Raw genomic sequence first — 24966 nt, forward strand, 5'->3', positions numbered from 1 at the left:
ATCACCAACTCAACTCAAACCCTAAAACTTAATGCCCTAAATTTCCTTAATGGTTTTAAAAAATCTGTGAAAATCTGTGTCATCTATGAGAGAAAAACCATTTACCCCAAATCCGTACCCCACATAAAGATCAAAAATAAGATCCCCAGAGCGATCCGGTACCAGCCAAATGCTGTAAATCCATGGTTAGAAACGTATTTCAAAAACAACTTCACAGCAACCCAAGCAGCAACAAATGCCACAAAAAATCCTACCGCTAACATCATGATTTGCTCACTCGTGAATACCAATTCTGACTTAAGCAAATCATATCCACCGGCCGCCATCATCGTTGGCACCGCCAAAAGGAAGGAAAATTCCGTAGCCTGCTTCTTGTCAAGCCCATTGAAAACTCCGCCGATAATTGTCGCTGCTGCTCGGGAAGTTCCCGGTACCATGGAAAGACACTGAAAAAGCCCAATGAAAAATGCGCTTTTGTAAGTCATATCCTCAACCTCTGCCAAGTCCGACTTCTGGTTGACTACCTTTTTATCGATTAGAATCAATACAATTCCACCCAAAATCAAGGAAACAGATACCACAATAGGGTTGAATAAATAGGCTTTGATATAGGGATATGCCAAAAGCCCGACTATCGCTGTGGGTATAAATGCAGCAAGTAGCTTTAGATAGATGTCAAAACTTTTGAAAAATCGCTTAATATACATCAGCGCAATGGCCAAAATTGCCCCCAACTGAATGAAAACTTCGAAGGTTTTAACAAACTCGTCTTCATGAATTCCCATGGCAGCTGAGGCCAAAATCATGTGTCCTGTAGAGGAAATCGGTAAAAATTCAGTCAGGCCCTCAATAATGGCAATGATGATACTTTGAAAAAGAGTCATGATGGTTAAGGTATATTCATTTAAGAATCGAAATCAACTAGGGTAAATATGATAGAAAATGTAGGCTGGATGTCGGATGACCCCTGCCTACCGTCAGGCAGGGATGTCCAAGTAAATCTTGCCAAATTTTCATTCGGCAAAACTAACATTCCAAATTGGAAGGCGTGCCATTAATTCGATTTTTGCTTTATTTTTTAAATACCGCTGTTGCCTTTTGATGAAAAAATTCGTTCTTTCTTCAACTAAACCTACAACTATGCAAAAGCTGCTTCTCTTATTTCTAACCTTGTTTTTGAGCTTTCAGGCATTTTCTCAAGATCTCAAGGAAACAACACTGACTAGCCAAATCAAAGATGTCACCCTCTTCCTTTCCAGCGCTCAGGTATTTGAAAATGCTAATGGGCAAATTCCCGCAGGAGAATCTGTTATTCTGCTTAAAGGGCTTTCGCCATACCTTGATGAAAAAAGCATTCAAGTCAAAGGTCAAGGGAATTTCATCATTCAGGCAGTGAATAAGCGACTCGATTTCCTCAGCGAAAAAGAAGTCGGAGAAAAGGTAAAAGCTCTTGAAGCCCAAATTGAGGTGATTCGAAAAAGCCAGACATTGTCACAAAATCGACTTCAAGTCCTAGCTACAAAAGCCAGTGTTCTTGCTGCCAATAAGGATCTGGGAGGAAGCCAAAGCGGTCCGACCATGGCCGAGTTGCGAGCAGCATTGGAATTTTTCGACATTGAACTGACCAAAATCACCAACGAAGAACTCAAAATAAAAGCTGAAATGACTGAGGGAGAAACGAAGATGCAGCAACTCCGAAATCAAATCAGCGCGATGCAGGAAAGTCAAAATAAGTCTACTTCTGAGATTAGAATTCGGATTAAAGCTCCTGCACCAGGCAACGCCACTTTTCAAGTCAATTACCTTGTCGCCAATGCCGGTTGGTATCCTAAGTATGATGTCCGTGTCAAAAACATAAACGAACCGCTCCAACTCAACTACAAAGCCGAAGTCTATCAAAATACAGGTGTGGACTGGAAAAACGTTAAGCTGAGATTCTCAAATGCCAATCCCAATCAAAGCGGACAATCTCCCAACTTGGACAAATGGGAATTGAATTATGCCCGATTTACCACAGTTAATAAGTTTTCAGTTCCTCAAACACCGGGCACAGTAAGTGGAGTAGTTTTAGATGAACAAGGACGTGCAATTCCTGGGGCAACTGTTTTAGTGAAAGGGACAACCATTGGCACTTCCACAGATAGGGAAGGAAGATATTCACTAACCTTACCAAACAATGCACAGAGTTTAGTCTTTTCTTTTATTGGATTTGCTGCTCAAGAAGTGGGAATTCAAGGCAGATCAAATGTGAGTGTAAGTTTAATTCCAGATACACAAATGCTCGAGGAAGTCGTTGTGGCTGGTTTTAGTGCTCGGGAAAAGAGAATGGAAGCTACAGGCACAACAGTAAGGATCAGAGGGGCAAACTCCCTGGATTCAGCGCCGCTACTAACCACTTTTGTAGAAAATCAAACTACGGTTGAGATCGAAGTAGCCGAGCCCTACTCCATTAAAACCAATGGAGAGCGGACACTAGTCGACCTGAAAGCTTACGATATTCCGGCAACCTATCGTTACATAGCCATTCCAAAACTGGACAAAGATGCCTTCCTGATTGCTGAAATAGCGGAATGGAATCAATACAGTTTGCTCGAAGGGGAAAGTAATTTGTATTTCGAAGATGGTTTTGTCGGGAGGTCAATTCTGAATGCAACTGCCCTTCTGGACACACTCCAAGTGTCTATGGGTAGGGATCGATCCATCGTGATGCAGCGGGAAAAAGTAGATCAATTCTCCAAAAAACGAACCATCGGCTCCAACATCACCGAAAGTCGGGGCTATGAAATCACTTTGAAAAACAATAAATCTCAACCAGTGACTTTGTTCGTTAAAGATCAAATTCCTGTGTCCATAAATTCAAATATTGTCGTCACTCCAGGAGAATTAAGCAGAGGAAACCTGGACACGCAAACGGGAATAGTTACTTGGGAAGTTACTCTTGCGCCAGGAGCTCAGCAAAAATTATCGTTTCAATATGAAGTTAAATACCCGAAATCGGAAAGGATAATTTTAGACTAAAACAAAAGAGGCTTTCTCAAAAGGACCGATGGTGTCAGCCTGAGCGGAGTCGAAGGCCATTTGCAGCTAATAGAACCGCATTTCGACTTCGCTCAATGTGACAAACAGCACTTATGAGACAGCCTAATTGGATATAAACCTTTTCTCAACATCCTTTTCCTAAAATCTTTAATACTCGATATCCTCAATCAGCCCGTTCCAGAGGAACGTCAGGTCTATAGAAAAGAAGTCAAATTAAGGCCTATTCGTTCCGTAGGAACGTTTGGTAAAATTTACCAAGCGTTCCGATGGAACGCAGCCAAAAGCTTTGATTCACATTTTTCCTACCAAATGTCCCTCTGGGACAGTCTGATGAAAACCCAGTTGTTCATTTGCATCCTGTACACTTACATTTTGTAATAAACAGCCTTCAGGCTCATACTCAGATTGAGCACTGAAGCATAGACCCAGGGTTACTCAACTTTATCCAAAGTCATTTCAAAAAACTTGAACCAAGCGTTACCCACATTGTATTCTCCGGTTTCATGCCATTGCCCTTGGTCGTTGATTTGAATGATATAGCGCACTTGAGCAGTAGGATGCCAGATCAGCTTGCCATCCTCCACTAGAGCTGGATAGGTTCCTTTCATTCCGCTTTGGAGAAAGGATGTAAACTCAAATTTTCCATCCTCCTCTTTAGGTTGGATCAAAGCCAAGGCATGGTGAACAACTTTTCCCTCAGCTGATCCGATTCCTTCCATTTGGAGTACCGTCCCACTCAATTTCATTTCGATGAATTCTTCCTGCTCGAAATTTTGACGAGTTCGATCCTCTCCCATCATCCAGCCACTTCCTTTCCAATTTCCTTCGAGAAAGGCAAGAGAGGCCATTTTGTATTGATTTTCGAGATTTAGTTCATAGGAAACTTGAGTCCAAGCAGGAATCTGAAATGAAACAAGCAAAACAAAAAGGGTCGAAATTTTAATTAGTCTTTTCATGGTATAAATTGGTTTATATTATAAACTTAAATGACAAATTTTTTTAAGAAATATAGTTTTTAAGATTCTCCACGTAGTCTTCAAAGGCTTTTACTCCGTTGGAAGTAATTCTACAGGTAGTAAGCGGACGCTTATCTCGAAAGGACTTTTCGATCTTGATATATCCCGCCTTCTCAAGTTTGTCGAGTTGTACACTGAGGTTTCCGGCTGTGGACTCGGTTTTTTCTTTCAGAAAAGTAAACTCCGCAGCTTCCAGCCCAATCAATAATGACATGATTGCTAGTCTAAGTTGTGAATGAAGAAGTGGATCGAGGAGTTTAAATGCGCTCACAGTTTTTGATTTTTCAAATAATATCCTGGAACTAAATAGCCCAAGATCATAGAAATACCAGCAGCCAAATACTGATCATTAACTGGCAACAAGAAGGCAATTATAGCTCCGATTGCCAAGATCATTCCTCCTGCTCGAAGGATTTTTACACTAACGATAGAACCGGTAGCATAAACACCGATTGCCGCCAAAAGTAGAATGATAGGATTGTGCCGAAAATCAAGAACCGACATAAATGAAAGAACGATACATATCGCTACAAAAACCCCAATCCATAATTGACCAAGAAACTGGTCTAAATGGGTTTTGATTCTGGCTTTTTTCCTGTTGTTCCATTCATGCGCAAAACTCCAAATGATCGCAGGAATGATCAACAACCAGATAAAATAGGGTCGATCAAACCCGACTTTTGCCAAAATAAAATGTCCTAAGTTGCACAAAGCAACTACCCAGCCCCAGAGGAGCAGCTGAAAGCTGCCATCCCCGGCAGCTTCTTTTTTGGCTTCCTGAATCATTGAGGTGATCAAGGCCAAGGATTCTTTACTGTTGAGTTCTTTTTCCATTGATTTGTTTTTGTAAGTGATCAACGAGCCAAATATAAATAGGTTTATTTTATAAACTATTTTATATTAAAAAAATTTCTAAATTTTTTAACTGTTTTCTTAACTTCCCATTCCTAACCTTTGAAAGCCATGAACAACATCTTTGATCCACTCATCACATCAGAGCTTATCAGTAGAATTAACCAATTGAAGTCTGAGTCCCCTGCCCTTTGGGGTAAAATGACAGTAGATCAAATGCTTGCTCACTGTTCCATCGCCTATGAAATGGCATTTACCAATAAGCATCCAAAGCCAAATGCGGTAATGCGGTTTTTGCTGAAAGCTTTCGTGAAAAAAGGGGTGGTAAATGAAGTTCCTTATCCAAAAAATTCCCGAACTGCCCCCGTGTTCATTATAGCAGACCGTAAGAATTTCGAAGACGAAAAAGCCAAATTAATTACCTACCTCGAACATACCAGAGACCTTGGTCGGGATCATTTTGAAGGCAAAGAATCCCTTTCCTTTGGCCCTATGACCGCTCAAGAGTGGAATAACTTATTTTACAAGCATTTGAATCATCACCTGACACAGTTTGGGGTGTAACAGCAGCAAAAACCAATTTGGTTACTCCATTTACCAGGAAATACTTGTTTGTGAAGAACTGGAAGAGTTAATTTGCGGCTATGACTAATTTCAAACGCGTATCACTACTTTTATTTGTTTTCATTGGAGCCCTTCAACCGCTCTTTTCTCAATCTCAGGATTCCGGATTAAAACAATGGGAAGCATTAATTACAAGACAAATTAAATATCCAATCGAAGCTCTTCGGGTGAAAAAAGAAGGAGTGGTGGCAATAGCACTTTCTATCGATGAAAAAGGAAGTCTGAAAGAAATCAATTTGGAAAAAAAAGCAGCTCCATATTTGACGATCAAGTATTGAATGCTGTGGAATCGATGCGGGATTTATGGACATCCAGTATGCTCGAGGACCGAAAAGTGGGAGGAACCTACCTTTTGGTCTATAATTTTATCATGATAAAAGAGGGAAGTAGTAGTAAAGAAGATCAAATCAAATCAGCAATTAATCTCATCCAGAAAGGCAAACCTGATAAGGCTCTTATGATTGCTGATCGATTGGTCAAGGAAAATCCATATGATTCCAAAAGCTTGGAATTACGCTCACAAATTCATCGTCAACTCGGTCGAGAAGAAGAAGCAACAACAGATCTTTTGGCTTATCAAAAATTGCAGGATCAAGTTCTTAATCAAATCGACATCAAGGTTTTTGGTTTGCACGCGGACAGTTTCAGGAAGTATTCCCAATCGCTAAAAGTATTTTCAAAATTTAACTAAATTTGAATTTACTAGACCTCCACCCCGAATGAAAAATTCCTTTTTACTTTTCTTGAGCTTTATAGCATTACAATTTTCCTGCACCAAACCATCTGAGACAAATTCTTTTGAAACTTCCCAACCCGTATTGGAAGAAAGAATACTTCCCACCGGTGATAATTCTCAGACATCTTTAGACTGGGCAGGCACCTATTTCAACACCCTACCCTGCGCAAGCTGCGAAGGAATTGAAACTTGGGTTACTCTTAAATCAGATGGGACTTTTGAAATGAAGACCAATTACCTTGGCTTAAATGATGCTCGGGAAGAAATCTTTACCGGCAATTTTTCTTGGGATCAGGCTGGTTCCAATGTCACTCTTGAGGGACTGATTGGTGATTATCCGGGTAAATTTAAGGTTGGGGAAAATCAACTTTGGTACTTGGATCAAGCGGGCAAGCGAATAGAGGGTGATTTGGCAGATCAGTATATTTTAAAGAAAAAATAACCTTACTTAAATCGCACAATTTTCCCATGAGCTTTGGAAGTCATCTCGTGCGGAATGGCCTCTGTGATTTCCTTGTAAAGTAGCTCCACAAGTTTTTGCTTCAGAAAGCTTCGATTTAAAATGATACTCACTTCTCGGATTGGGGCTGCTCCGGAAAAAGGTCTGAGGCGGCTTTTTTCTTCTTCTGAAAGTCCATGCGTAGCCAATTCAGGAAGTAATGTGACGCCTTGATAGCGATTGACCATATTTCTTAACCCCTCCAAGGAACCGCTTTCGTAATGGAAGTTTTTATGTCCTGCCATGCTTTGGTCACAAAAGCTAATCACCTGATCGCGGAAGCAATGCCCCTGCTGCAAGATCCACAGTTCTTCTGATTTTAACTGATCCCCACGGATTTCCTTTTCTTTAAGTAGAGGATGGTCTTTAGATAGGTAGATATAAAACTTTTCATAAAACATTGGTTTCTCCACAATGCCCGTCTCGTCGAGAGGAGTCACGATAATTCCCAAATCCAATTCGTCATTTTTAAGTTTTTTGACGATTTCTTCAGTGATCATTTCTTGAACCTCGAGCTTCACATTTGGATACTTTTCCAAAAACTTCCTGATGAAAAGATGTAGGAGGTAGGGTGCTAAGGTTGGAATAATTGCCAGCTTGATTGTGCCTGAAATATCACCTTTCAATTGAGCCACCAATTCCATGATTCCTTTACTCTCTGACACTACTTTTTTTGCCTGATCAATGATTTGCACACCAATTTCAGTGGGAATCACGGGCATTTTACTTCGGTCAAAAAGTATTACACCGAGTTCTCTTTCCAGCTTACTGAGCTGCGCACTCAGGGTGGGTTGTGTCACAAAACAAGATTCTGCTGCATGTCCAAAATGCCGCTGTTTATCGACCGCAATTAGGTACTCAAGTTGTTGAATTGTCATTTTAATAGAAAATATCTATCAAGTTAATCAAAGAATCAAGTAAAAGAGTTCAGCTCAAATCTCATTTTCAGGCTAAAAACCACCATTAATCTTCTTGGATGAGGTTTTGATCAAATAAGACCTCGAAAACTTTCCTACCCTTTCAAAAAAGCCTAATTTATTCCGATTATATCTTGAAAGTCAAAAACCCAAAAAACCTATTATGAGTAAATCCTCATTTTCCAGAAGAAAATTCCTTGGAGCCAGCCTCCTCACCACCGCAGGACTTGGACTGATACCCAATCTTGGATTTGCGGGTTCCGCATCACCCTTATTCAATATCGCAAATGAAAGAGTCCGATTAGGATTCATCGGCGTAGGTAGACAAGCGATGGGCCTGCTAAATAACTTCATGAAAATCCCCGGCGTGGAAGTCGTCGCAGGTGCGGATGTATATGCAATCAAGCGGGAGCGATTTGCTCTGCGTGTGCAAAAAAACATGACTGAAGCAGGCAAGGCTTATGTAGCTCCAAAGCTCTATGAAGACTATCGCGAAATGCTGGCAAATCCTGATGTCGATGCAGTAGTGATCGCCACTCCAGATCATTGGCATGCGATCATGGCAATCGATGCCTGCAAAGCCAAAAAAGACATCTACCTCGAAAAACCACTGACATTTACAATCCACGAAGGGCAGGAATTGGTAAAAGCAGTTCGATCAAATGGTATCGTTCTCGCCGTAGGAAGTATGCAGCGAGCTGCAGTCAATTTTCAAACTGCCGCCATGCATGTTCAAAAAGGAAGACTGGGAAAAATCTCCCAAGTTCTCGTCCATGTAGGAGACAATCCCCATCCAAAGCCATATGACTTAGCCGTTGAAACTGTTCCGGCAGGATTGAATTGGGAAAAATGGCTTGGGCCAATTCCCAAATTGCACTTCAATGATCTGCTAAATCCTGGCATTTCGCTTAATCCTGAGAAAAATGAAGCAGCTTGGGGAGCTTGGCGCTGGTACAAGGAAACCGGAGGTGGACTAATGACCGATTGGGGCGCACACATGATCGATGTAGCACAGTGGGGGCTCAGCATGGATCGAAATGGTCCTGTCGAAGTAATTCCTGGAGCAGGAGATAAGCCTCTCACCTATCGCTATGCAGATGGAGTTGAAATGTTGATAACTACGTTTGATGAGGGAAGGCAAGGAGTAAAGTACATCGGTGAAAAAGGATGGATTAAGGTTTCAAGAGGTAATTACGATACTTCCATTAAAGGCCTGGAAATCGGAAAAGAGCCTGAAAACTTCAGCTTTGGAGCGCATCACATTGACTTTATTGATTCCATAAGAAAAAGAAAAGATCCTATTGTTCCAGTAGAAGTCGGCCATAGTACCTGTACTGTTTGTACTATCGGAAACATTGCAGCCGAACTAGGAAAATCCCTGAAATGGGATCCGATTGCACAGGTATTCAAAGATGACTGGGAAGCAAATACCAAGCTTCACTACACTTATCAAAATGGTTATAAGCTGACTTAATTCAAACTTATCCACATTTCCCATGCACTCTCCTGTTCGAAAAACAATTCTCTTTGCTGCTTACTTTTCCACATCCTTGCTGTTTTTCCAATGTGGGAAAAACACAGAAAAAGAAGCTGAAAGAACTGAGTCCTTTGTTCCAAATCCGCAGGTTGTATCTGAACAACCCATCGCCAAACTAGCAATCGGAGCTCAGGCACCTCCATTTAATCTCCCGGATGTGGATGGCAAATTCCATACGCTTGAAGATTACGCAAATTCGGATGTCTTTGTGGTCAATTTCACTTGTAATCATTGTCCCACAGCTCAGGCCTATGAGGACAGATACATTGATCTTGTAAAAGAGTATAAAGGAAAATCGGTGTCCATCATCGCTATCTCTTCCAACAGCCCTATTGCTGTTTTGCCGGAAGAATTAGGCTACACTGACTTAGGAGATTACTATGAAGAAATGAAAATCCGCGCTGTGGATAAAGGGTATAATTTCCCATACCTCTATGACGGAGACACGCATGAATTCTCTTTGGCTTATGGCCCGACGGCAACTCCTCATGTTTTTGTTTTTGACAAAAACAGAAAGCTCACCTACTCAGGAAGGATCGATGCCTCTGAGAAACCCGGAACAGGAAACTCAGAAGATCTTCGTGCTGCAATTGAAGCTACTTTGAAGGGAGAAGCCCTTCCATCAGAATCTGCTCAAACCCCAGCTTTTGGGTGCTCGATGAAATGGGCTTGGAAAAATGAGTATACCATTAAAACCAATAAAGACTGGGCCGAAAAGGAAGTAACAATTGAAAAGCTTTCGCCTGCAGGTTTGGCTGATTTGTTGAAAAATGACACCGATGAGTTGCTTTTGGTTAATTTCTGGGCGACATGGTGTGGACCGTGTATCATTGAATATCCGGAGTTTGTGACTATTCAGCGGATGTATGGACAACGAGATTTTCAGTTTGTTTCTGTAAGTATGGATACTCCGGATCAAGCTGATAAAGCTTTGAAATTCTTGAAAGGAAAAGAATCAGCCCTTCCTAATTACATCATGGACACCAATGATAAATATGAGGTGATCAAAGTCGTTGGTTCGGATTGGGATGGAAGTTTGCCGATTACTCTTTTGATCGAACCTGGAGGAAAAGTAGCTTATCGCGTGCCGGGAACTATTGATGCTCAGGCCTTGAAGAAAGCGATTGTCGATCATCCGATGATTGGACGATACTACTAGGATTTACGAATTTTGAATTACGATTTACGAGGGATTCTTCTGGAATTAAAGCTCATAATCTGATTCTCAGGCCCTCTTCGGTCGAATATTCTGAGTAGCTTGCCCGCCGTGGCGGGAGTCGAAGCATCGGTCGCCCGTCACTTGTGTTTAGCGTAGCAAAACCATCTAGCCCCTAACCTTTGATAAATTCATCTATAGGCAAAATATCGTTTACACATAATTACAAATTTTAACTAGGGGTTTTCGGGGAATACTGACCACTGAAAACTGAGACTGCATACTTGCATTTAGGATTGGAAACAAGTAGATTGTATCCAATCCTAATTTTGATTTATGACTAATCCGGAATTTCCTACAATCGCACTTTCTCGCTTGATGTATTCAAGTTCGAGGCTCTTGATTCAAAAAATTCAGCTCACACTGAATGATTTTGGACTGACTTATCCACAATTTCTGGTGCTAGCAATTCTTTGGGAAGAAGACGGGTTGAAAGTCCATGAATTAGGCAAAAAGCTGAATCTTGATTCTGGCACGCTAACTCCACTTTTGAAAAAACTGGAAAGTCAGAATCTGCTCAAACGAAAACGTGGTGAGGCAGACGAAAGAACGGTGACCATTCACTTGACTTACCCAGGAAAATCACTTCAGTCCAAAACCTTGACCGCAGTCGCATTGTTAGAAAATCAATTGGAAACCGAACTAGGCAAAGAAGTCCAAAAACTACTGCCTACTATGGAAACCCTATTGGAAAAACTAACAAAATAATATCCTAGGATGGAAAAATTGATTGTGGACTACACTGCTGTGGCAGTAAATACAGGCGGAAGAAAGGGTCATGTAAAAACAGACGACGGAATCCTTGACTTTGAAGTGGCAATGCCAAAAGAAATCGGCGGTGAAGGCGGGAAGACCAATCCGGAACAACTTTTCGCTGCTGGTTATGCAGCATGTTTTGGAGGTACTCTAGCCTCAGTTTCAGGAAAAACAAGTTTGAGAGATTCTGAAATAAAAGTAAAAGTCAATTTAGGTCATTACGGCCCAAATAGCTTTGGACTGGGAGTCGACATTGAAGTTAAAATTCCCCAGGCAGATTCTTTAGATCATGCACAACAATTGGCAGATCTTGCCCATGAGCATTGCCTGTATTCCAAAGCCACAAAAGGAAATATAGAAGTGACGGTGAAGGCGGTTGAGTAAGTCTTTTCATAATTCTTTAAGCACCATTCCAGAGAAAATCTGCCAAAAAGTCAAGCTATCACTTGACTTTTTTAGTTTTTTGTCAAGTAATAGCTTTACATTTAATTATATTTGTAAAGCTATTACTTGACATTTATGAAAACTAAACAGCTTTTGTTTGAGCAATTGGAAAGAAAAATGAATTTTCTTTCAGGTTTTTCTTCATCCATCCCAACTTCAGGCTGGATTAACTCTATTCGAAAAGCACTTGGCATCTCAGCACAACAACTTGCTAATAAACTGAATGTCAGTCGACAGGGAGTTACTGACATGGAAAAAAGAGAAGCTGAGGGTGCAATTACACTTAAGAGTCTAAAAGAAATTGCCAATAAACTTGATATGGAACTGGTTTATGGTTTTGTTCCAAAAACTGGATCTCTGGATTTGTATATCGAAACCAAAGCCAGAGAACTTGCGGAAAAAATTGTGAATAGAACCTCTAATTCGATGAAGTTGGAAGATCAGGAAAATTCCAGTGAACGAATTCGAAAATCAATAGATGAAAGAACGGATGAGTTTCGAAAAACCTTGCCAAAGGCATTATGGGATTGATTTTGGATTTCGAAGACGGACAAACGCCTCTAAAGGAGGCGGAAAAAGAAGGCCTTTTGATCAAGAGCATTTCAACCGTAGGTGATCTAAACGAATTTGAACAGCTGAATATAGAACAAGCCATTTTTTGGACACTTCATAAATCCATTAAGTCCGAAAAATTATTGACAGACAGGTTTATATTGAATTTACATAAACGAATGTATGGCCAAGTTTGGAAATGGGCGGGGAAATATAGAAAAACAGAAAAAAATATAGGAATCCATCATTGGGAGATTCCTGGACAAATAAAATACCTACTGGATGATGCAAACTATTGGTATGTAAACAAATCCTTTCCACCCAATGAATTTGCAATAAGGATTAAGCACCGGCTAGTTTCTATTCATTGTTTTTCAAATGGTAACGGACGGCACAGCCGCTTATATGCAGATCTAATTATCGAAAAACTTTATGGATTGCCTGTATTCTCTTGGGGCTCAGGCAATCTTTCAAAAGAATGTGACCCAAGGAAAACCTATCTCAATGCATTAAAACAAGCAGATCAAGGGCATTTTGAAGAATTGATTGAATTTAGCAGATCTTGAAAATTATTTGCGACCTCTTTTTCTCCAGAAGGTAACACTCTAAAATCCCAAAAGACCTTATCTTCCCCTCTGAAACAGCATCTTCTACATGAACAAGATTTTACTATCAATTGCTCTGGCATTTCTGGTATGCTTCGGAGCAAACGCACAGCTCAAATCCCCCGAGCAGTTTCTAGGCTACAAACCCGGAGACCGATTTACACCCCACCATCGCATGGTCGACTACTTTGAGTATGTCGCTTCGCAAAACCCAAATATCAAACTGATCCAATACGGAGAGACCAACGAAAAGCGTCCGCTGATCATTGCGATCCTCTCCAGCCCTGAAAACATGGCCAAACTGGAACAAATCCGTACCGACAACCTCAAGCGTGCAGGTTTGATGGAAGGAACTCCAAGCACAGAAATTCCGATCAACTGGATGTCATTCAATGTGCACGGAAATGAATCGGTCGGCATGGAAGCGGCAATTTCCTCATTCTACACTTTGGCAGATCCAAACAATGCCAAATCTCAAGAATGGCTCAAAAACCAGATCGTAATCATCGATCCCTGCATCAATCCAGATGGTCGAGACCGCTACTCCAACTGGTACAACCAAAAAATGAATACCACGCTACAGCCTGATCTGCAATCAATGGAGCACAATGAACCTTGGCCTGGAGGACGTGCCAATCACTACTTCTTCGACTTAAACCGAGATTGGGCTTGGCAAGTACAGGTAGAATCTCAGCAGCGATTGAAAATTTATCAGCAGTGGATGCCACAGCTTCATTTGGATTTTCATGAGCAGGGAATTGACAATCCATTCTACATGGCACCGGCTGCAGAGCCTTTGCACGAGCAGCTGACTCCTTTTCAGCATGAGTTTCAGGATATTTTCGGCAGGAACACGGCAAAATACTTCGATCAAATGGGTCGATTCTACTTTACCAAAGAGCGATTTGATATCCTTTATCCTTCTTATGGAGATTCCTATCCGATGTACAACGGAGCTATCGGAATGACCATCGAGCAAGGTGGAAGTGGAAGAGCAGGCATCGGTGGTTATAATTCTGTAGGCGACACCGTGACTTTGAAAAGCCGAATTGAGGGTCACTACACTGCTGCTATGTCCGCAGCGGAGGTGACCAGCCAAAATTCGAAAAGATTGGTCACCGAATTTGCCAATTATTTCAAAAACAACTCCAGCAACCCAAAAGGAAAATACAAAAGCTTCGTGATCAAGGGTGAAAGCAATCCTTCACAAGTAGCTAAACTACTGGAGCTAATGGATAAAAACGGAATCAAGTATGGAAAAGCCGGTGCTAAATCCGGCTTGAAAGGTTTCGAATACGAAAGCGGAAAATCAGGGGTGTCATTTGCAACCTCCGAAAAAGACATCATTATTAGTGCCTACCAGCCCAAAGGAGTTTTGGCCCAAGTACTTTTCGAGCCAAACCCAGTTCTAAATGACTCCATTACTTACGACATCACCAGCTGGGCTATGCCTTATGCTTACGGACTTAAAGCCTATGCACTGGAAACGAGACTTGATGCATCCGGTGAATATGCAAAACAAACATTTGCTCCTAATCAGAGTGGCGATACTCCCGTGGCCTATCTCGTCAACTGGCAAGGGACACGCGATGCAGCATTTCTGTCAGCTTTGCTTAATCAAAAAATCCGGGTGAAGTATGCCGAGTATCCTTTTGAAGTGGAAGGCAAAAGCTATTCTGCAGGTTCATTGATCATCACCAAAGGTGGAAATGAATATATCCCAAATTTTGACAAAAAAGTAACTGAAACCGCCAACCAGTTTGGAGTTGCTTTGGCAACAACACAAACCGGTTATGTGGACAAAGGAAAGGATTTTGGTTCGCCAAATATCCGAGTAATCAAAGCTCCAAAAGTTGCTTTGGTCGGTGGGCAAGGAACATCCTCCTTAAGTTTTGGTGAAATATGGCACTTCTTTGAGAAGGATCTCAATTATCCACTCAGCACCTTGGATGCAGGATCTATGGGAAGTTATGACCTCAGCAAGTATGATGTGATCATCATGCCTTCGACCTTTGGTTCGGCTATTACTAGCGCAGGCCAACAAAAAGTTACCGATTGGGTGAAAGCAGGTGGGAAACTGATTGCAATGGATGCGGCATTAAATCTTTTTGCAAATAAGGAAGGCTTTGCGCTGAAGAACTTTGACACAGAAGATGAGAAAAAGGCAGCGGAAAAAGCAGCAGAAGAACTTGCTAAAAAGGAACGCCTCGAACCATTTGCAGAAATGGAGCGATTGGGTATTTCCTCAGGAACGGCGGGAGCCATCTATGAAGTGAAAATGGATGAAACGCATCCGCTAGGATATGGAACAGGTGGAAAATTCTACACGCTTAAAAACAATTCCAATCGATTTGCATACCTCAGCGGCGGAGCAAACGCGGGAATTATCGCTGCCAATGATTCTTACCGCACAGGATACATCGGTTACAAAATCAAATCCAAAATGGGTGGATCCCTTGCCATCGGCGCGGAAAGACAAGGCCGAGGTCAGATCGTCTATTTTGTGGATAACCCGATTTTCAGAGGATTCTGGGAAAGTGGAAAACTCGTTTTGAGCAATGCGATCTTTATGGTTGGGCAGTAAAATCTAAAGGACCATGTTTGAAAGCCGGCTGCTGAAAAGTGGCCGGTTTTTTTTTTTTAATTGTCTCCCGCAGATTCACGCCGAAAAGGTCGCGGATGCTCGCAGATTGAAAATAACTAAATCTGATTTTAATAATCCTGCCAAGAACCAATTTTAAGGCAATTTATCTTTGATATAAATTGAGTTATTCTTTTTAAATAGCCATTAAAAATAGAGATAGCCCTTATTTGCAAGTAAAAATTTGGCTAAAGCCCGATTGAGATAATAGTTCTCGGAGGAATGGGCTAAAGCCGCATTCCTATTCATGAGTACGGTTTTCTGGCACCCATAAATTCTCTCCAGCTTCAGCTGGAGGTTTGAAAAATCACTTCTGCTTCCGGCTTTAGCCAAATCACTTCGGTCTCCTGTGGTAAAATATCTTTGCGAACCTTTGCGTTCTCTGCGGTAAATCCAAAAAGCTTCGGTTGCTGAGCTTGTCGAAGCATTCTCCGTGGCCTTGAAAAAGGCTTGAAACGCCAAACAGGAATGCGGTTCTCAAAAACTTTGACCCAATAAATTCTCCTTTTCTCTGCGTACTCTGTGGTGAAATTTCTTTGCGTGCCTTCGTGTACTTTGCGGTAAAAAAAAGTAACATAAGATTAGGTTCGAGTATAGATTTCTGTTGAACAAGATTTTGTTTTGTTAAATTGTAGCATAACTCCTTGATCAGCTGATTATGATGAAGACAAACATGACCATGGCCACAACTCCTTCAATACAAAAGGAATCAAAAGCAATCCCCGGAAATCCCAGCACGTCGGTAGTGCAGGATATCAAATTGAAAGTGGAAGCAACGCCTGATTCGCTTCGAGTTCTCAGTATGGAGAAGTGGGAGTTTTGGAAAAATAACGGTTATGTAGTGATCAAAAATGCCGTTTCGGCAGAACAAGCTTCGAAGACTGCAGCATTCCTATGGGAATTCGAAGAGAAAGATCCTGAAGACAAAAGTACCTGGTACACTGCTCCCCGCGCTGAAATGCAGATGAAAGAATTGGCAGGTACCGGAATGGTGGAAGTGTACAATAATCAGCGGCTTTGGGACAACCGACAAACTCAACGAGTCTATGATGCATTTGTGGATATCTGGGGAACTGAAAAGTTATGGGTCAGCATAGATCGGGCTAATCTTAATTTCCCGATTCGTCCTGGATTCGAATACAAAGGATTTATTCATTGGGATTATGACCCTGAGACAAAACCTCAAAATGTACAGGGAGTCCTTGCACTAGCCGATCAGACGGATGAAAATATGGGAGGATTTCAGTGCATTCCGTGGCTTTTTCGGAACTATGACCAATGGAAACTGACACAGCCTGAAGATAGAAATCGATTCCAGCCCGACATCACGGGATTAGAAGATAAACTGGTAAAAGTAAAAATGGAGGCTGGTGATCTTTTGATTTTCAATAGCTCTCTTCCCCACGGAATTCGTCCAAATCGCTCTGAGGACAAAGTACGAATCGCCCAATATCTAGCCATGGTTCCGGCACAAGAACAAGATCAAGCGATTGTGGATTGGAGAATCAATTCCTGGAAAAACCGAATCGCTCCTGATGGCTATGCATTCCCCGGGGATCCAAGAAACTGGGAGCAGACTCGGTACCCACAAGCCTCTTTGACCGAACTGGGCGAAAAGCTTTTGGGCTTGAAAAAATGGTAAAAAAGAAAGGGATTATCTCCTAAAATCCCCCAGATAACGCAGAATTTAAGGTCCCAGACTTTTATCCTAAGTTCAAAAGCATTTTTTTGCATTTATTAAATGGCTATCTTTTTCCAGATTTTTGAAAAGGCTCAAAAAAACTCCTTTTCACTGGATTTTATTTTGAAAAACAGAATGAAACATACCCTGTCCCTATTGGGACTTGCTTTTTTGTTATTTTCCTGTGCCAAGGAAGAAAAACTTGACGGCACTCAGGATCAGCTTTCCTTTTCCCCACCAGAGATAATCGATCTAGCAAACCTATCAGATTCTCTTAAGCCAAAGTCTTTTGACTTGAGTGAATTTCCTGCCCCTCGTGTAATTCAAGTCCCTCAGCGAGATGGAGGAACCTACACATTTCAGAATGAAAGTGGTGAAAGCGAAACCTTTCCACTTTTGGCACCGAGCAAAAAAGACTTGCTCGTACTGAGAAACGAAATCGGCGAAACTGTTACTAATTTCCAAGGAAATCCTTACCTCCTTGGTGAAGGGGGGTTATCTCAGTTTAAAACATTTTCTACCGACGATGGTCTTGCGTTGGATGCTATAAATACGGCAATTTTAGACAGTAGAGGCCATCTTTGGTTCGGAACTAATGGAGGAGGAGTCAGCCGATACGATGGAAGCGATTTTACTAACTACACTACTTCCCAGGGTTTGATTGGAAATACTGTCCGAATCATGATGGAAGATAGTAAGGGGAATATTTGGATAGGAACCATATCGGGAATCAGTCGCTTCAATGGGTATTCATTTGAAAACTACACCACAGCTGACGGTCTAGCGAATGATGTTGTCTTTGGTATCACAGAAGATGACTCCGGCAATTTGTGGTTTGGAACTGGTGGAGGTGGGATCAGCAAATTTGACGGAACGACCTTTACTAATTACACCACAGAAGAGGGTTTGGCGGATAATTTTGTAATAGCTGCAATCAAGGATCCTATGGGTAACCTTTATTTTGGAACCAATGGAGGAGGAATGAGCAAGTATGATGGCAAGACTTTTACAAATTTTACTGAAGCAGATGGATTGGCGGGAAATCGGGTGAGAAGTTTTGCTTTAGATTCTGATGGATCGCTTTGGATCGGAACTATAGGTAGCGGAATTAGTCGATTTGATGGCGTAGGATTCCAAAATTTTACAACCAAAGACGGACTTGCAGATAATATTGTCAGAGCCATATTTAAAGATTCCAACGGTAATCTTTGGTTTGGTACAGGAAGTGGCACGAGTAGATTTGATGGAGCGAAGTTTACTACCTATACCCGTGATCAAGGAATGCCAGCCAATAGCATATTTGCCATTGCCAGCGATAAATCCGGAAAATTATGGTTTGGAACAGATGGAGGAGGAATCTCCAGATTTGATGGAAGTCCATTCACGAGCTTCACCGTAAATCAGGGCTTGGGTGGCAATATCGTCATGAGTACGCTGGAAGACCGTAATGGAAACTTGTGGTTTGGTACAAGTGGTGGAGTAAGTGTTTTTGATGGGCTAGGATTTACGACCTATTCGATTTCTCAAGGATTAGGAGGAGATTTTATTTATTCCATGGCAGAGGATCAAAATGGGGACATTTGGATAGGAACCGCAGGACGAGGACTTTCCAAATTTGATGGAAAAACTTTTACCACTTATACCACTGCTCAAGGGCTACCTTCAGATGATATCTTTGCATCAGTAAAAGATTTAAATGGAAATCTTTGGCTCGGAACTGAAAATGGAATAAGCAAATTCAACGGCACTAGTTTTACCAACTTCGGACCGGAACAGGGACTGGCAGGTTACTCTGTTAATAGGATTTTGACTGAAGAAAATAAAGGGATTTGGATTGCGACTTTAGATGGGGGACTGAGTTTTTTTGATGGACAAAAATTCACCAATCTCAACACAGAACAAGGATTGGCAGATAATGCTATACTAAGTCTGGCCAAAGACAAACAAGGAAATCTTTGGATTGGGACAGGCAATGGTTTGAGTGTCCTGCCGGATTCCATTCGAAATGCCATAACTGAAAACAAAAAACTTCAGCAAAATCCCTTCTTCACTTTTAGAACGGAGCATGGACTTCCCGACAATGGGATTTTGCAGATCGTACCAATGACCAATGGAAAGATAGCTGTCGGAACCAATTTAGGAATTGCCGTTTTTAATTCACCATATTCCGTTATTTCTGAATTTTCTCTGGAAAACTTAGAAGTATTCAATTCCAATACCGGCTATCCGGTCAAAGATCTTACGGACGGACAAAATGGGATGTATCAAGACAGCAAAGGGATTTTGTGGGCAGGCACGGGCTCCAACAAAACTGCTTTGGTAAGGTTTGATTATAGTGCTTTGATTAGAAATAAAGAGAAACCTCAAATCTTTATTAAACAGCTCCGGCTAAATGAAGAAGAAATTTCATGGGAGACCCTTCTCGATAATGAAAATGGCAACTACAAAACATCTTCTGAGCAAAACCTTTTTGGACAGGAATTAACGCCTGATGATCGCGAATCTATTCGTGAGCGGTTTAAAGGGATAAAATTTAAGGAGACCACTCCATTCTATCCCATTCCTCAGGGTCTGATTTTGCCCTACAAACACAATCACATTAACATTGACTTTGGCTCCAATGAACTCGCCAAACCCTATTTGGTGGAGTATCAATATATTTTGGAAGGATACGACGAGGAGTGGAGTCCCGTGTTGAAAAAGACCAGTGCCACTTTTGGTAATATTCATGAAGGAGAATACACCTTTTTGGTCAAAGCAAGATTTACAGGTTCCCTGGAAGGTCCTGCCGGAGAATGGACTGAGCCTTTGGCATACTCTTTCAAAGTTCTCCCTCCCATCTACCGAACTTGGTGGGCTTATGTTATCTATACTTTGATTTTCCTTTCTTTCGCTTATCCAATCCACCGTTATCAGCGAAACAAGGCTATCAAACAAGAAAAGGATCGAGCCAGAGAACGCGAACTTGAGCAAGCAAGAGAGATCGAAAAAGCCTATACCAAACTCGAATCGGCTCATGAGAATCTAAAATCCACTCAAGCCCAACTTATCCAGCAGGAAAAACTTGCTTCACTTGGTCAATTGACAGCAGGAATTGCCCATGAGATCAAAAACCCACTCAACTTTGTCAATAACTTCTCCGGACTAAGTCTGGAATTTTTGGAGGAGGTAGAGGAAGAGTTGGAGAAAGTGGAACCAAATGAGGCCTTGGAAAACGTCAAGGATCTACTAGGAGACATCAAAATCAACCTGACTAAAATCAAGCACCACGGTGGCCGGGCGGATGGTATTGTCAAATCCATGCTCATGCACTCAAGAGGTGGTAGCGGTTCAATGGAACCCGGAGATGTCAACGAGGTGATCAAGGAATATGTCAACCTTTCATTCCACGGTATGCGTGCCAACAAGAATCCAATCAATGTGGATCTAGTCTATGATTTGGATGATACGTTACCTAAAATTCCGCTAAACACAGAAGATTTCAGCCGGGTAATTCTCAATCTGACCAAAAATGCATTTGATGCGATGCGGGATAAAATCACCAAAGTCGGTCCGGAATACAAAGCCATTTTGAAAGTCTATACCAAAAACCTCGGAGATAAAATCATCATCGAAGTGGAGGACAATGGACCCGGAGTTCCGGACGATATCAGGGATAAATTGTTGATGCCATTTTTCACCACCAAAAAAGGAACAGAAGGTACCGGACTCGGCCTTTCTATTACTCATGATATCATCAAAGCGCACAACGGTTCACTGGACATCAGCACTGTAGTGGGTGAATGGACCAGGTTTACGATCACCATTCCAAAGCCCGCTTGATCTGATTTTAATGTAAATCAAAATACTACTTTCAAAAAGCATTAATTCTGTATTGAATTAGGTAAACCTGCTTGATTTCAAAAACTTATCCTAAATTGAGGTTGCCACTATTTTTCTACCTCTAATAAAACTTACTTGATCTGAAGGAATACCAAACTCCCTCCTTTGGTCGAAAAATAGGATTGTTACGCTATCCTGCGAAGGAAATTGGAGAAAATAATCAGCACGGATGATTCCAATTTTTGATTTAAAGCAAGCTCTGTTAAAACAATACACCAATGAGAATACCTTCTAATGCATTCAGTGCGCTTAATTTCTTTTTTTTGGTAGGTCTGGGATTTTCTTCATGTACTCAGGAATCCGCCGTACCATTTCCCGACAATCCATCAGGATTCGAAGTTCCCAAAACTCTTCCTTTCGAGCTACCTGACCCAGAACCAGTCAATTGGAAAATTTACCCTACGGACAGTGTTCCCAAAGGAGTCAAATTCAATTTCAATGTGGAAAGTCTCCCATCCAAACCCTTTTCTGCCAATGAATTCAAGCCCCTGAAGACCCCTGCGAAAACCACCTCATTTGATTGGGACAAACTTGAAACCATTTCATTTGATTTGGATTCCATCGAAGGGAAGCCCATTCCGGTCAAGAAGTTTTTACTGCCTTCACCGATTGTCACGGCAGGTTCAGCTCCTTCCGTTTGGCAAGGAGGAACTTCGGCTATGGTGCGCCTAGGTCAAACGGAAGGCTTGCTTGGGAATAAAGTATATACAATGGCCACCGATCCTTATGGTAGCGTTTGGATTACAACTGATCGAGGTCTGACCAAGTATGACGGTTCGGAGTTTTTGAACTACAATTTCTTTGGAAGATCCGAAACCGGGGCTATTGAAACCTTATCCAAGTTGATCTTTGACCAGGAAGGCAGACTGCTCATATCCGGGATGGTGACAGGTGTCTATCGTCTCGATATCACCCTGGGGTTAGTGGAGCATTTTCAGACGGAAAAAGGATATTTCCGAATGGAGCTAGACGATCAAGGGAAACTTTGGGGTGTAAATACTGGACTTTACCTGTTGGATCTTGATAAAAGGCTCATTTCTGAGGTTAAGCTAGAAACTGTAGCTGCAAACCCTGTGACTTTCGGTATTGATAAAGATTCCAAAGGAAATCTTTGGATAGGTTTAGGACGAAGAATTGCAGTCATGGACGCTGCCCAAAAATCCATCCGATTTTTCGGTGAACAAGAGGGCATTTTTATTCAGTCGGCTTATAAGATTACCGAAGATCCACTTGGAAATATGTGGATTTCGGCTTTTTCACCCGGTTCATTTTACGTCAATCCAGAAAAAAAGACCATACACCATCTTGGCCCCGAGCAAGGATTTTATGGTCGCAATGCTGAGACACTTCTGGATGAAAAGAAACGTCTTTGGTTGATATCGGATGATACCGTTAGGATTTTTGACCAAGAAAAAGACTTGGTGAAAAAGCTGGTCACACGGGCTGCTACTCGTGATTTTAATTTCCCCTCTTCCTCCATGGTGGGAAATGACGGAACCATCTGGCTCGGGACGGATAAGGTGGGTATTCTGCAGATTAATCCTAAAGGAATGCTCTCAGACTATTTCACGGTTGAAAACGGGCTTGAAAGCAATGATGTCTGGGGAATCCATGAAGATTCAAAGGGAAGAATCTGGCTCGGAACTTATCGAGGGATCAATATTTATGACCCCAAAAAAGAACGGCTTTATTTACTTCAATTTCCCGGAGGTCCTCCGATAAATAATTTCCGTCAAATCTATAATATCGGAGATGATCAGCTTTTTGTCGGAATGGCTAGAGGCTTCTCCTTTATAGATCTTAAAAACAATACTGCCACTTTTTACAATACTCAGGCCGCAATCGGAATCACGACCATTTTCACCGGGATAAAAACCGGTGATGGCAAAATCTGGATGGGTTCAGGCAACGGAATATTTGTTTTTGATCCAAAGGTAAACACGCTCAAAAACCTCAATGAATCACTTGGTTTGTCCTCCGATATAGCATTTGTCATCAAGAAGGATAGAAGTGGTCAAATCTGGGTTTGCACCGATTCGGGCGTTCATTTATTTGATCCCAAAGGGGAGTCAATGCGGACTATCAATAAAAGCACGGGATTGATGACGGATTACAATTCCATGCTTTTCGAGACTTCAGCAGGTGAGATTATCTTCGGAGGTGATGTAGGAATATCAATTTTTAATCCCGAGGAAAAAACTATCACTCATGTCTCTGGAAAAACCGGGATGAATCCGCCCTCACTTTATGATCTGAACGAAAGCAAGGGCAGAATTCATGTCGGCTCGGAAAATGGGATTATTGTCGTGGATCGACCTGATAAAAATTCAGCTGATCAAACCTGGCGATTTTCTAATTATGGTAAATCATCAGGAATCCCCTACAATGATCACAACCAAGCTACCTCTTTTGTCACCTCGACAGGTTCTGCTTGGTGGGGTGCTGCTCCTATTTTAGTTGTCAATCATCAAGATCCTTGGACAGATAGTCTAGCACCAATCGTCCATATCAAGGGGATGAATATCATGGATCAAAATCCGGTTTTTCTTAAACCGGAATTTTATCAATCTCAACTCCAGGAGGGCGATACCCTTTGGCAAAGTGATTTTTCAACAGGTTGGACAAAGCAGAGCCTTCCATCAGATTCCACCTACCTAGCCAAAAACAAAATCCTGTGGGACAGCATTAGCCCGGGATTTCATTTACCCATTGGACTAAAGCTCCCCTACAACCAAAATTCCTTCAACTATTCCTTTGTCAATCAAGCTGCTCAAGGCCGCGATCAGATTGTCTACCGATACATTCTTGAGGGTGCAGATGAAGAATGGTCCGCTGTAAGTCCAAAGCCTGCCTCGCGGATTTATTATAACCTCTTACCTGGAAAGTACACTTTTCGTGTTACAACGCGGGGATTTAATGGAGTTTGGAGTGAACCCGAATCATTAAGTTTCACCATAATGCCTCCTTGGTGGCAGACTTGGTGGGCCTATCTACTTTTTGCAATACTGTTTGGAGGTTTGACTTATGCAATCGCCTACGTGAGGTCACAGTACTTGAAAAAAGAAAACCGAATTCTCGAGGAAAAAGTCAGTCATCGTACTCAACAGCTTAAAAAATCGATTGACGACCTAAAGGCAACTCAATCTCAACTGATCCAATCTGAAAAAATGGCCTCGCTTGGTGAACTCACAGCTGGCATTGCTCACGAAATCCAAAACCCATTAAACTTTGTAAACAACTTCTCAGAAGTCAGTGAGGAACTTGTCGATGAAATGAATGAAGAGCTGGAAAAAGGTGATCTGGCGGAAGCCAAAGCAATCTCGAAAGATTTGAAAGAGAATCTAGGTAAAATAAAACATCACGGAAAGCGGGCAGATTCCATCGTGAAAGGAATGCTCGAGCATAGCCGGGGAACTACAAGCGATAAAAAACCAACTGACCTCAATGCCTTAGCGGATGAGTTTTTGCGCTTAAGTTACCATGGCCTGCGGGCAAAGGATAACAGTTTTAGCGCTGACTTCGATACTGAATTGGACCCAAATCTACCCCTAGTAAATGTGGTTGCTCAGGATGTGGGACGCGTCATTCTGAATTTAATTAATAATGCCTTTTATGCCTGTGCTGAGCGTAGTCGAAGTGCTTGTTCGGAAAGAAGCCGAAAATCCTTTGAAAATGGCTCTTCATCTTACAAGCCCAAAGTCTCTGTCCTTACCCGTTTGGTGGAGCTGGAAGGAAGTCCCGGAGGAGTGGAGCTTTGTATCAAAGACAATGGAAGCGGAATTCCAAAGGCAATCAAAGACAAAATCTTCCAGCCATTCTTTACCACCAAACCCACAGGAAGCGGGACAGGATTGGGACTAAGTCTCAGCTATGACATCGTCAAGTCACATGGTGGTGATCTCCGGGTCAAAAGCACTGAGGGAGAAGGCACCGAAATGATCATCTTTTTACCGATTACAAATTAGTATT

Annotated in this window: 21 protein-coding genes; 15 read left to right on the forward strand and 6 right to left on the reverse strand. The window is 41.8% G+C overall.

The window, feature by feature from the left end; genetic code table 11:
* Positions 1-101 precede the first annotated feature (101 nt).
* Positions 102-884, reverse strand: coding sequence for an undecaprenyl-diphosphate phosphatase (locus ACK4HU_RS13440; protein ID WP_409807553.1), 783 nt, complete (start codon positions 882-884; stop codon positions 102-104).
* A gap of 256 nt (positions 885-1140) precedes the next feature.
* On the opposite strand from ACK4HU_RS13440, the gene ACK4HU_RS13445 reads away from it, so the two are divergent.
* On the forward strand, positions 1141-3018 hold the full coding sequence (locus ACK4HU_RS13445) for a mucoidy inhibitor MuiA family protein (RefSeq protein ID WP_409807555.1): 1878 nt from the start codon (positions 1141-1143) through the stop codon (positions 3016-3018).
* Positions 3019-3470: 452 nt separating this feature from the next.
* Here the strand turns inward: ACK4HU_RS13445 and ACK4HU_RS13450 are convergent, their stop codons facing one another.
* Genes ACK4HU_RS13450 through ACK4HU_RS13460 form a run of 3 tightly spaced genes read right to left on the reverse strand, consistent with a single transcriptional unit; the run spans position 3471 to position 4889 of the window.
* Positions 3471-3995, reverse strand: a complete 525-nt coding sequence (locus ACK4HU_RS13450) for a hypothetical protein (protein ID WP_409807557.1) — start codon at positions 3993-3995, stop codon at positions 3471-3473.
* A gap of 43 nt (positions 3996-4038) precedes the next feature.
* Positions 4039-4326 (reverse strand): winged helix-turn-helix domain-containing protein, encoded by a 288-nt coding sequence (locus ACK4HU_RS13455; RefSeq protein WP_409807558.1) that lies wholly within the window; start codon positions 4324-4326, stop codon positions 4039-4041.
* Positions 4323-4889: a hypothetical protein gene (locus ACK4HU_RS13460; RefSeq protein ID WP_409807560.1), complete on the reverse strand. Its 567-nt coding sequence runs from the start codon at positions 4887-4889 to the stop codon at positions 4323-4325. Before ACK4HU_RS13460 ends, ACK4HU_RS13455 begins: the two co-directional genes overlap by 4 nt.
* Before the next feature lie 129 nt (positions 4890-5018).
* Here ACK4HU_RS13460 and ACK4HU_RS13465 point away from each other — a divergent pair, with 129 nt between their 5' ends.
* The 4 genes from ACK4HU_RS13465 to ACK4HU_RS13480 all read left to right on the forward strand — a co-directional run bounded on the left by ACK4HU_RS13465 (position 5019) and on the right by ACK4HU_RS13480 (position 6709).
* Positions 5019-5471 (forward strand): DUF1569 domain-containing protein, encoded by a 453-nt coding sequence (locus tag ACK4HU_RS13465; protein WP_409807562.1) that lies wholly within the window; start codon positions 5019-5021, stop codon positions 5469-5471.
* A gap of 80 nt (positions 5472-5551) precedes the next feature.
* A complete protein-coding gene (locus ACK4HU_RS13470; RefSeq protein ID WP_409807564.1) occupies positions 5552-5809 on the forward strand; it encodes a hypothetical protein in 258 nt (85 codons plus the stop codon).
* A 14-nt stretch (positions 5810-5823) separates the two neighbouring features.
* Complete coding sequence (locus ACK4HU_RS13475) at positions 5824-6222, forward strand: tetratricopeptide repeat protein (RefSeq protein WP_409807566.1); 399 nt, start codon at positions 5824-5826, stop codon at positions 6220-6222.
* A gap of 28 nt (positions 6223-6250) precedes the next feature.
* Positions 6251-6709 carry a copper resistance protein NlpE gene (locus ACK4HU_RS13480; RefSeq protein WP_409807567.1) on the forward strand — a complete coding sequence of 153 codons (459 nt, stop codon included), beginning with the start codon at positions 6251-6253 and terminating at the stop codon, positions 6707-6709.
* A gap of 2 nt (positions 6710-6711) precedes the next feature.
* Here the strand turns inward: ACK4HU_RS13480 and ACK4HU_RS13485 are convergent, their stop codons facing one another.
* Positions 6712-7644, reverse strand: a complete 933-nt coding sequence (locus ACK4HU_RS13485) for a hydrogen peroxide-inducible genes activator (protein ID WP_409807569.1) — start codon at positions 7642-7644, stop codon at positions 6712-6714.
* 202 nt (positions 7645-7846) lie between these two features.
* Between ACK4HU_RS13485 and ACK4HU_RS13490 the strand changes: the two genes are divergently transcribed.
* The 7 genes from ACK4HU_RS13490 (at position 7847) to ACK4HU_RS13520 (ending at position 15377) form a co-directional block, all read left to right on the forward strand.
* On the forward strand, positions 7847-9157 hold the full coding sequence (locus ACK4HU_RS13490) for a Gfo/Idh/MocA family protein (RefSeq protein WP_409807570.1): 1311 nt from the start codon (positions 7847-7849) through the stop codon (positions 9155-9157).
* A 22-nt stretch (positions 9158-9179) separates the two neighbouring features.
* Positions 9180-10379, forward strand: coding sequence for a redoxin domain-containing protein (locus ACK4HU_RS13495; protein ID WP_409807572.1), 1200 nt, complete (start codon positions 9180-9182; stop codon positions 10377-10379).
* A gap of 333 nt (positions 10380-10712) precedes the next feature.
* On the forward strand, positions 10713-11144 hold the full coding sequence (locus ACK4HU_RS13500; protein WP_409807574.1) for a MarR family winged helix-turn-helix transcriptional regulator: 432 nt from the start codon (positions 10713-10715) through the stop codon (positions 11142-11144).
* A gap of 9 nt (positions 11145-11153) precedes the next feature.
* Positions 11154-11576, forward strand: coding sequence for an organic hydroperoxide resistance protein (locus ACK4HU_RS13505; protein WP_409807576.1), 423 nt, complete (start codon positions 11154-11156; stop codon positions 11574-11576).
* Positions 11577-11711: 135 nt separating this feature from the next.
* Positions 11712-12167 (forward strand): mobile mystery protein A, encoded by a 456-nt coding sequence (locus tag ACK4HU_RS13510; RefSeq protein ID WP_409807578.1) that lies wholly within the window; start codon positions 11712-11714, stop codon positions 12165-12167.
* Positions 12158-12754 carry a mobile mystery protein B gene (locus ACK4HU_RS13515; protein WP_409807580.1) on the forward strand — a complete coding sequence of 199 codons (597 nt, stop codon included), beginning with the start codon at positions 12158-12160 and terminating at the stop codon, positions 12752-12754. The genes ACK4HU_RS13510 and ACK4HU_RS13515 overlap by 10 nt, the downstream gene beginning before the upstream one ends.
* Before the next feature lie 88 nt (positions 12755-12842).
* Positions 12843-15377, forward strand: coding sequence for a M14 family zinc carboxypeptidase (locus ACK4HU_RS13520; protein WP_409807582.1), 2535 nt, complete (start codon positions 12843-12845; stop codon positions 15375-15377).
* A 344-nt stretch (positions 15378-15721) separates the two neighbouring features.
* Here ACK4HU_RS13520 and ACK4HU_RS13525 read toward each other — a convergent pair whose 3' ends face one another.
* Positions 15722-15862, reverse strand: coding sequence for a hypothetical protein (locus ACK4HU_RS13525; protein ID WP_409807583.1), 141 nt, complete (start codon positions 15860-15862; stop codon positions 15722-15724).
* Positions 15863-16092: 230 nt separating this feature from the next.
* Between ACK4HU_RS13525 and ACK4HU_RS13530 the strand changes: the two genes are divergently transcribed.
* The 3 genes from ACK4HU_RS13530 (at position 16093) to ACK4HU_RS13540 (ending at position 24962) form a co-directional block, all read left to right on the forward strand.
* On the forward strand, positions 16093-17076 hold the full coding sequence (locus ACK4HU_RS13530) for a phytanoyl-CoA dioxygenase family protein (RefSeq protein ID WP_409807584.1): 984 nt from the start codon (positions 16093-16095) through the stop codon (positions 17074-17076).
* A gap of 174 nt (positions 17077-17250) precedes the next feature.
* A complete protein-coding gene (locus tag ACK4HU_RS13535) occupies positions 17251-20937 on the forward strand; it encodes a two-component regulator propeller domain-containing protein (protein ID WP_409807585.1) in 3687 nt (1228 codons plus the stop codon).
* Positions 20938-21215: 278 nt separating this feature from the next.
* On the forward strand, positions 21216-24962 hold the full coding sequence (locus ACK4HU_RS13540) for an ATP-binding protein (RefSeq protein ID WP_409807587.1): 3747 nt from the start codon (positions 21216-21218) through the stop codon (positions 24960-24962).
* The last annotated feature ends 4 nt before the right edge of the window (positions 24963-24966 follow it).

Source organism: Algoriphagus sp. (assembly GCF_046296635.1).
Lineage (GTDB): Bacteria > Bacteroidota > Bacteroidia > Cytophagales > Cyclobacteriaceae > Algoriphagus.

What these genes read in the sequence shown, in the direction of transcription:
- ACK4HU_RS13440 (WP_409807553.1), bottom strand. Translation starts at nt 884, where the DNA reads ATGACTCTTTTTCAAAGTATCATCATTGCCATTATTGAGGGCCTGACT.
- ACK4HU_RS13445 (WP_409807555.1), top strand. Translation starts at nt 1,141, where the DNA reads ATGCAAAAGCTGCTTCTCTTATTTCTAACCTTGTTTTTGAGCTTTCAG.
- ACK4HU_RS13450 (WP_409807557.1), bottom strand. Translation starts at nt 3,995, where the DNA reads ATGAAAAGACTAATTAAAATTTCGACCCTTTTTGTTTTGCTTGTTTCA.
- ACK4HU_RS13460 (WP_409807560.1), bottom strand. Translation starts at nt 4,889, where the DNA reads ATGGAAAAAGAACTCAACAGTAAAGAATCCTTGGCCTTGATCACCTCA.
- ACK4HU_RS13465 (WP_409807562.1), top strand. Translation starts at nt 5,019, where the DNA reads ATGAACAACATCTTTGATCCACTCATCACATCAGAGCTTATCAGTAGA.
- ACK4HU_RS13470 (WP_409807564.1), top strand. Translation starts at nt 5,552, where the DNA reads ATGACTAATTTCAAACGCGTATCACTACTTTTATTTGTTTTCATTGGA.
- ACK4HU_RS13475 (WP_409807566.1), top strand. Translation starts at nt 5,824, where the DNA reads ATGCGGGATTTATGGACATCCAGTATGCTCGAGGACCGAAAAGTGGGA.
- ACK4HU_RS13480 (WP_409807567.1), top strand. Translation starts at nt 6,251, where the DNA reads ATGAAAAATTCCTTTTTACTTTTCTTGAGCTTTATAGCATTACAATTT.
- ACK4HU_RS13485 (WP_409807569.1), bottom strand. Translation starts at nt 7,644, where the DNA reads ATGACAATTCAACAACTTGAGTACCTAATTGCGGTCGATAAACAGCGG.
- ACK4HU_RS13490 (WP_409807570.1), top strand. Translation starts at nt 7,847, where the DNA reads ATGAGTAAATCCTCATTTTCCAGAAGAAAATTCCTTGGAGCCAGCCTC.
- ACK4HU_RS13495 (WP_409807572.1), top strand. Translation starts at nt 9,180, where the DNA reads ATGCACTCTCCTGTTCGAAAAACAATTCTCTTTGCTGCTTACTTTTCC.
- ACK4HU_RS13500 (WP_409807574.1), top strand. Translation starts at nt 10,713, where the DNA reads ATGACTAATCCGGAATTTCCTACAATCGCACTTTCTCGCTTGATGTAT.
- ACK4HU_RS13505 (WP_409807576.1), top strand. Translation starts at nt 11,154, where the DNA reads ATGGAAAAATTGATTGTGGACTACACTGCTGTGGCAGTAAATACAGGC.
- ACK4HU_RS13510 (WP_409807578.1), top strand. Translation starts at nt 11,712, where the DNA reads ATGAAAACTAAACAGCTTTTGTTTGAGCAATTGGAAAGAAAAATGAAT.
- ACK4HU_RS13515 (WP_409807580.1), top strand. Translation starts at nt 12,158, where the DNA reads ATGGGATTGATTTTGGATTTCGAAGACGGACAAACGCCTCTAAAGGAG.
- ACK4HU_RS13520 (WP_409807582.1), top strand. Translation starts at nt 12,843, where the DNA reads ATGAACAAGATTTTACTATCAATTGCTCTGGCATTTCTGGTATGCTTC.
- ACK4HU_RS13525 (WP_409807583.1), bottom strand. Translation starts at nt 15,862, where the DNA reads ATGCTTCGACAAGCTCAGCAACCGAAGCTTTTTGGATTTACCGCAGAG.
- ACK4HU_RS13530 (WP_409807584.1), top strand. Translation starts at nt 16,093, where the DNA reads ATGATGAAGACAAACATGACCATGGCCACAACTCCTTCAATACAAAAG.
- ACK4HU_RS13535 (WP_409807585.1), top strand. Translation starts at nt 17,251, where the DNA reads ATGAAACATACCCTGTCCCTATTGGGACTTGCTTTTTTGTTATTTTCC.
- ACK4HU_RS13540 (WP_409807587.1), top strand. Translation starts at nt 21,216, where the DNA reads ATGAGAATACCTTCTAATGCATTCAGTGCGCTTAATTTCTTTTTTTTG.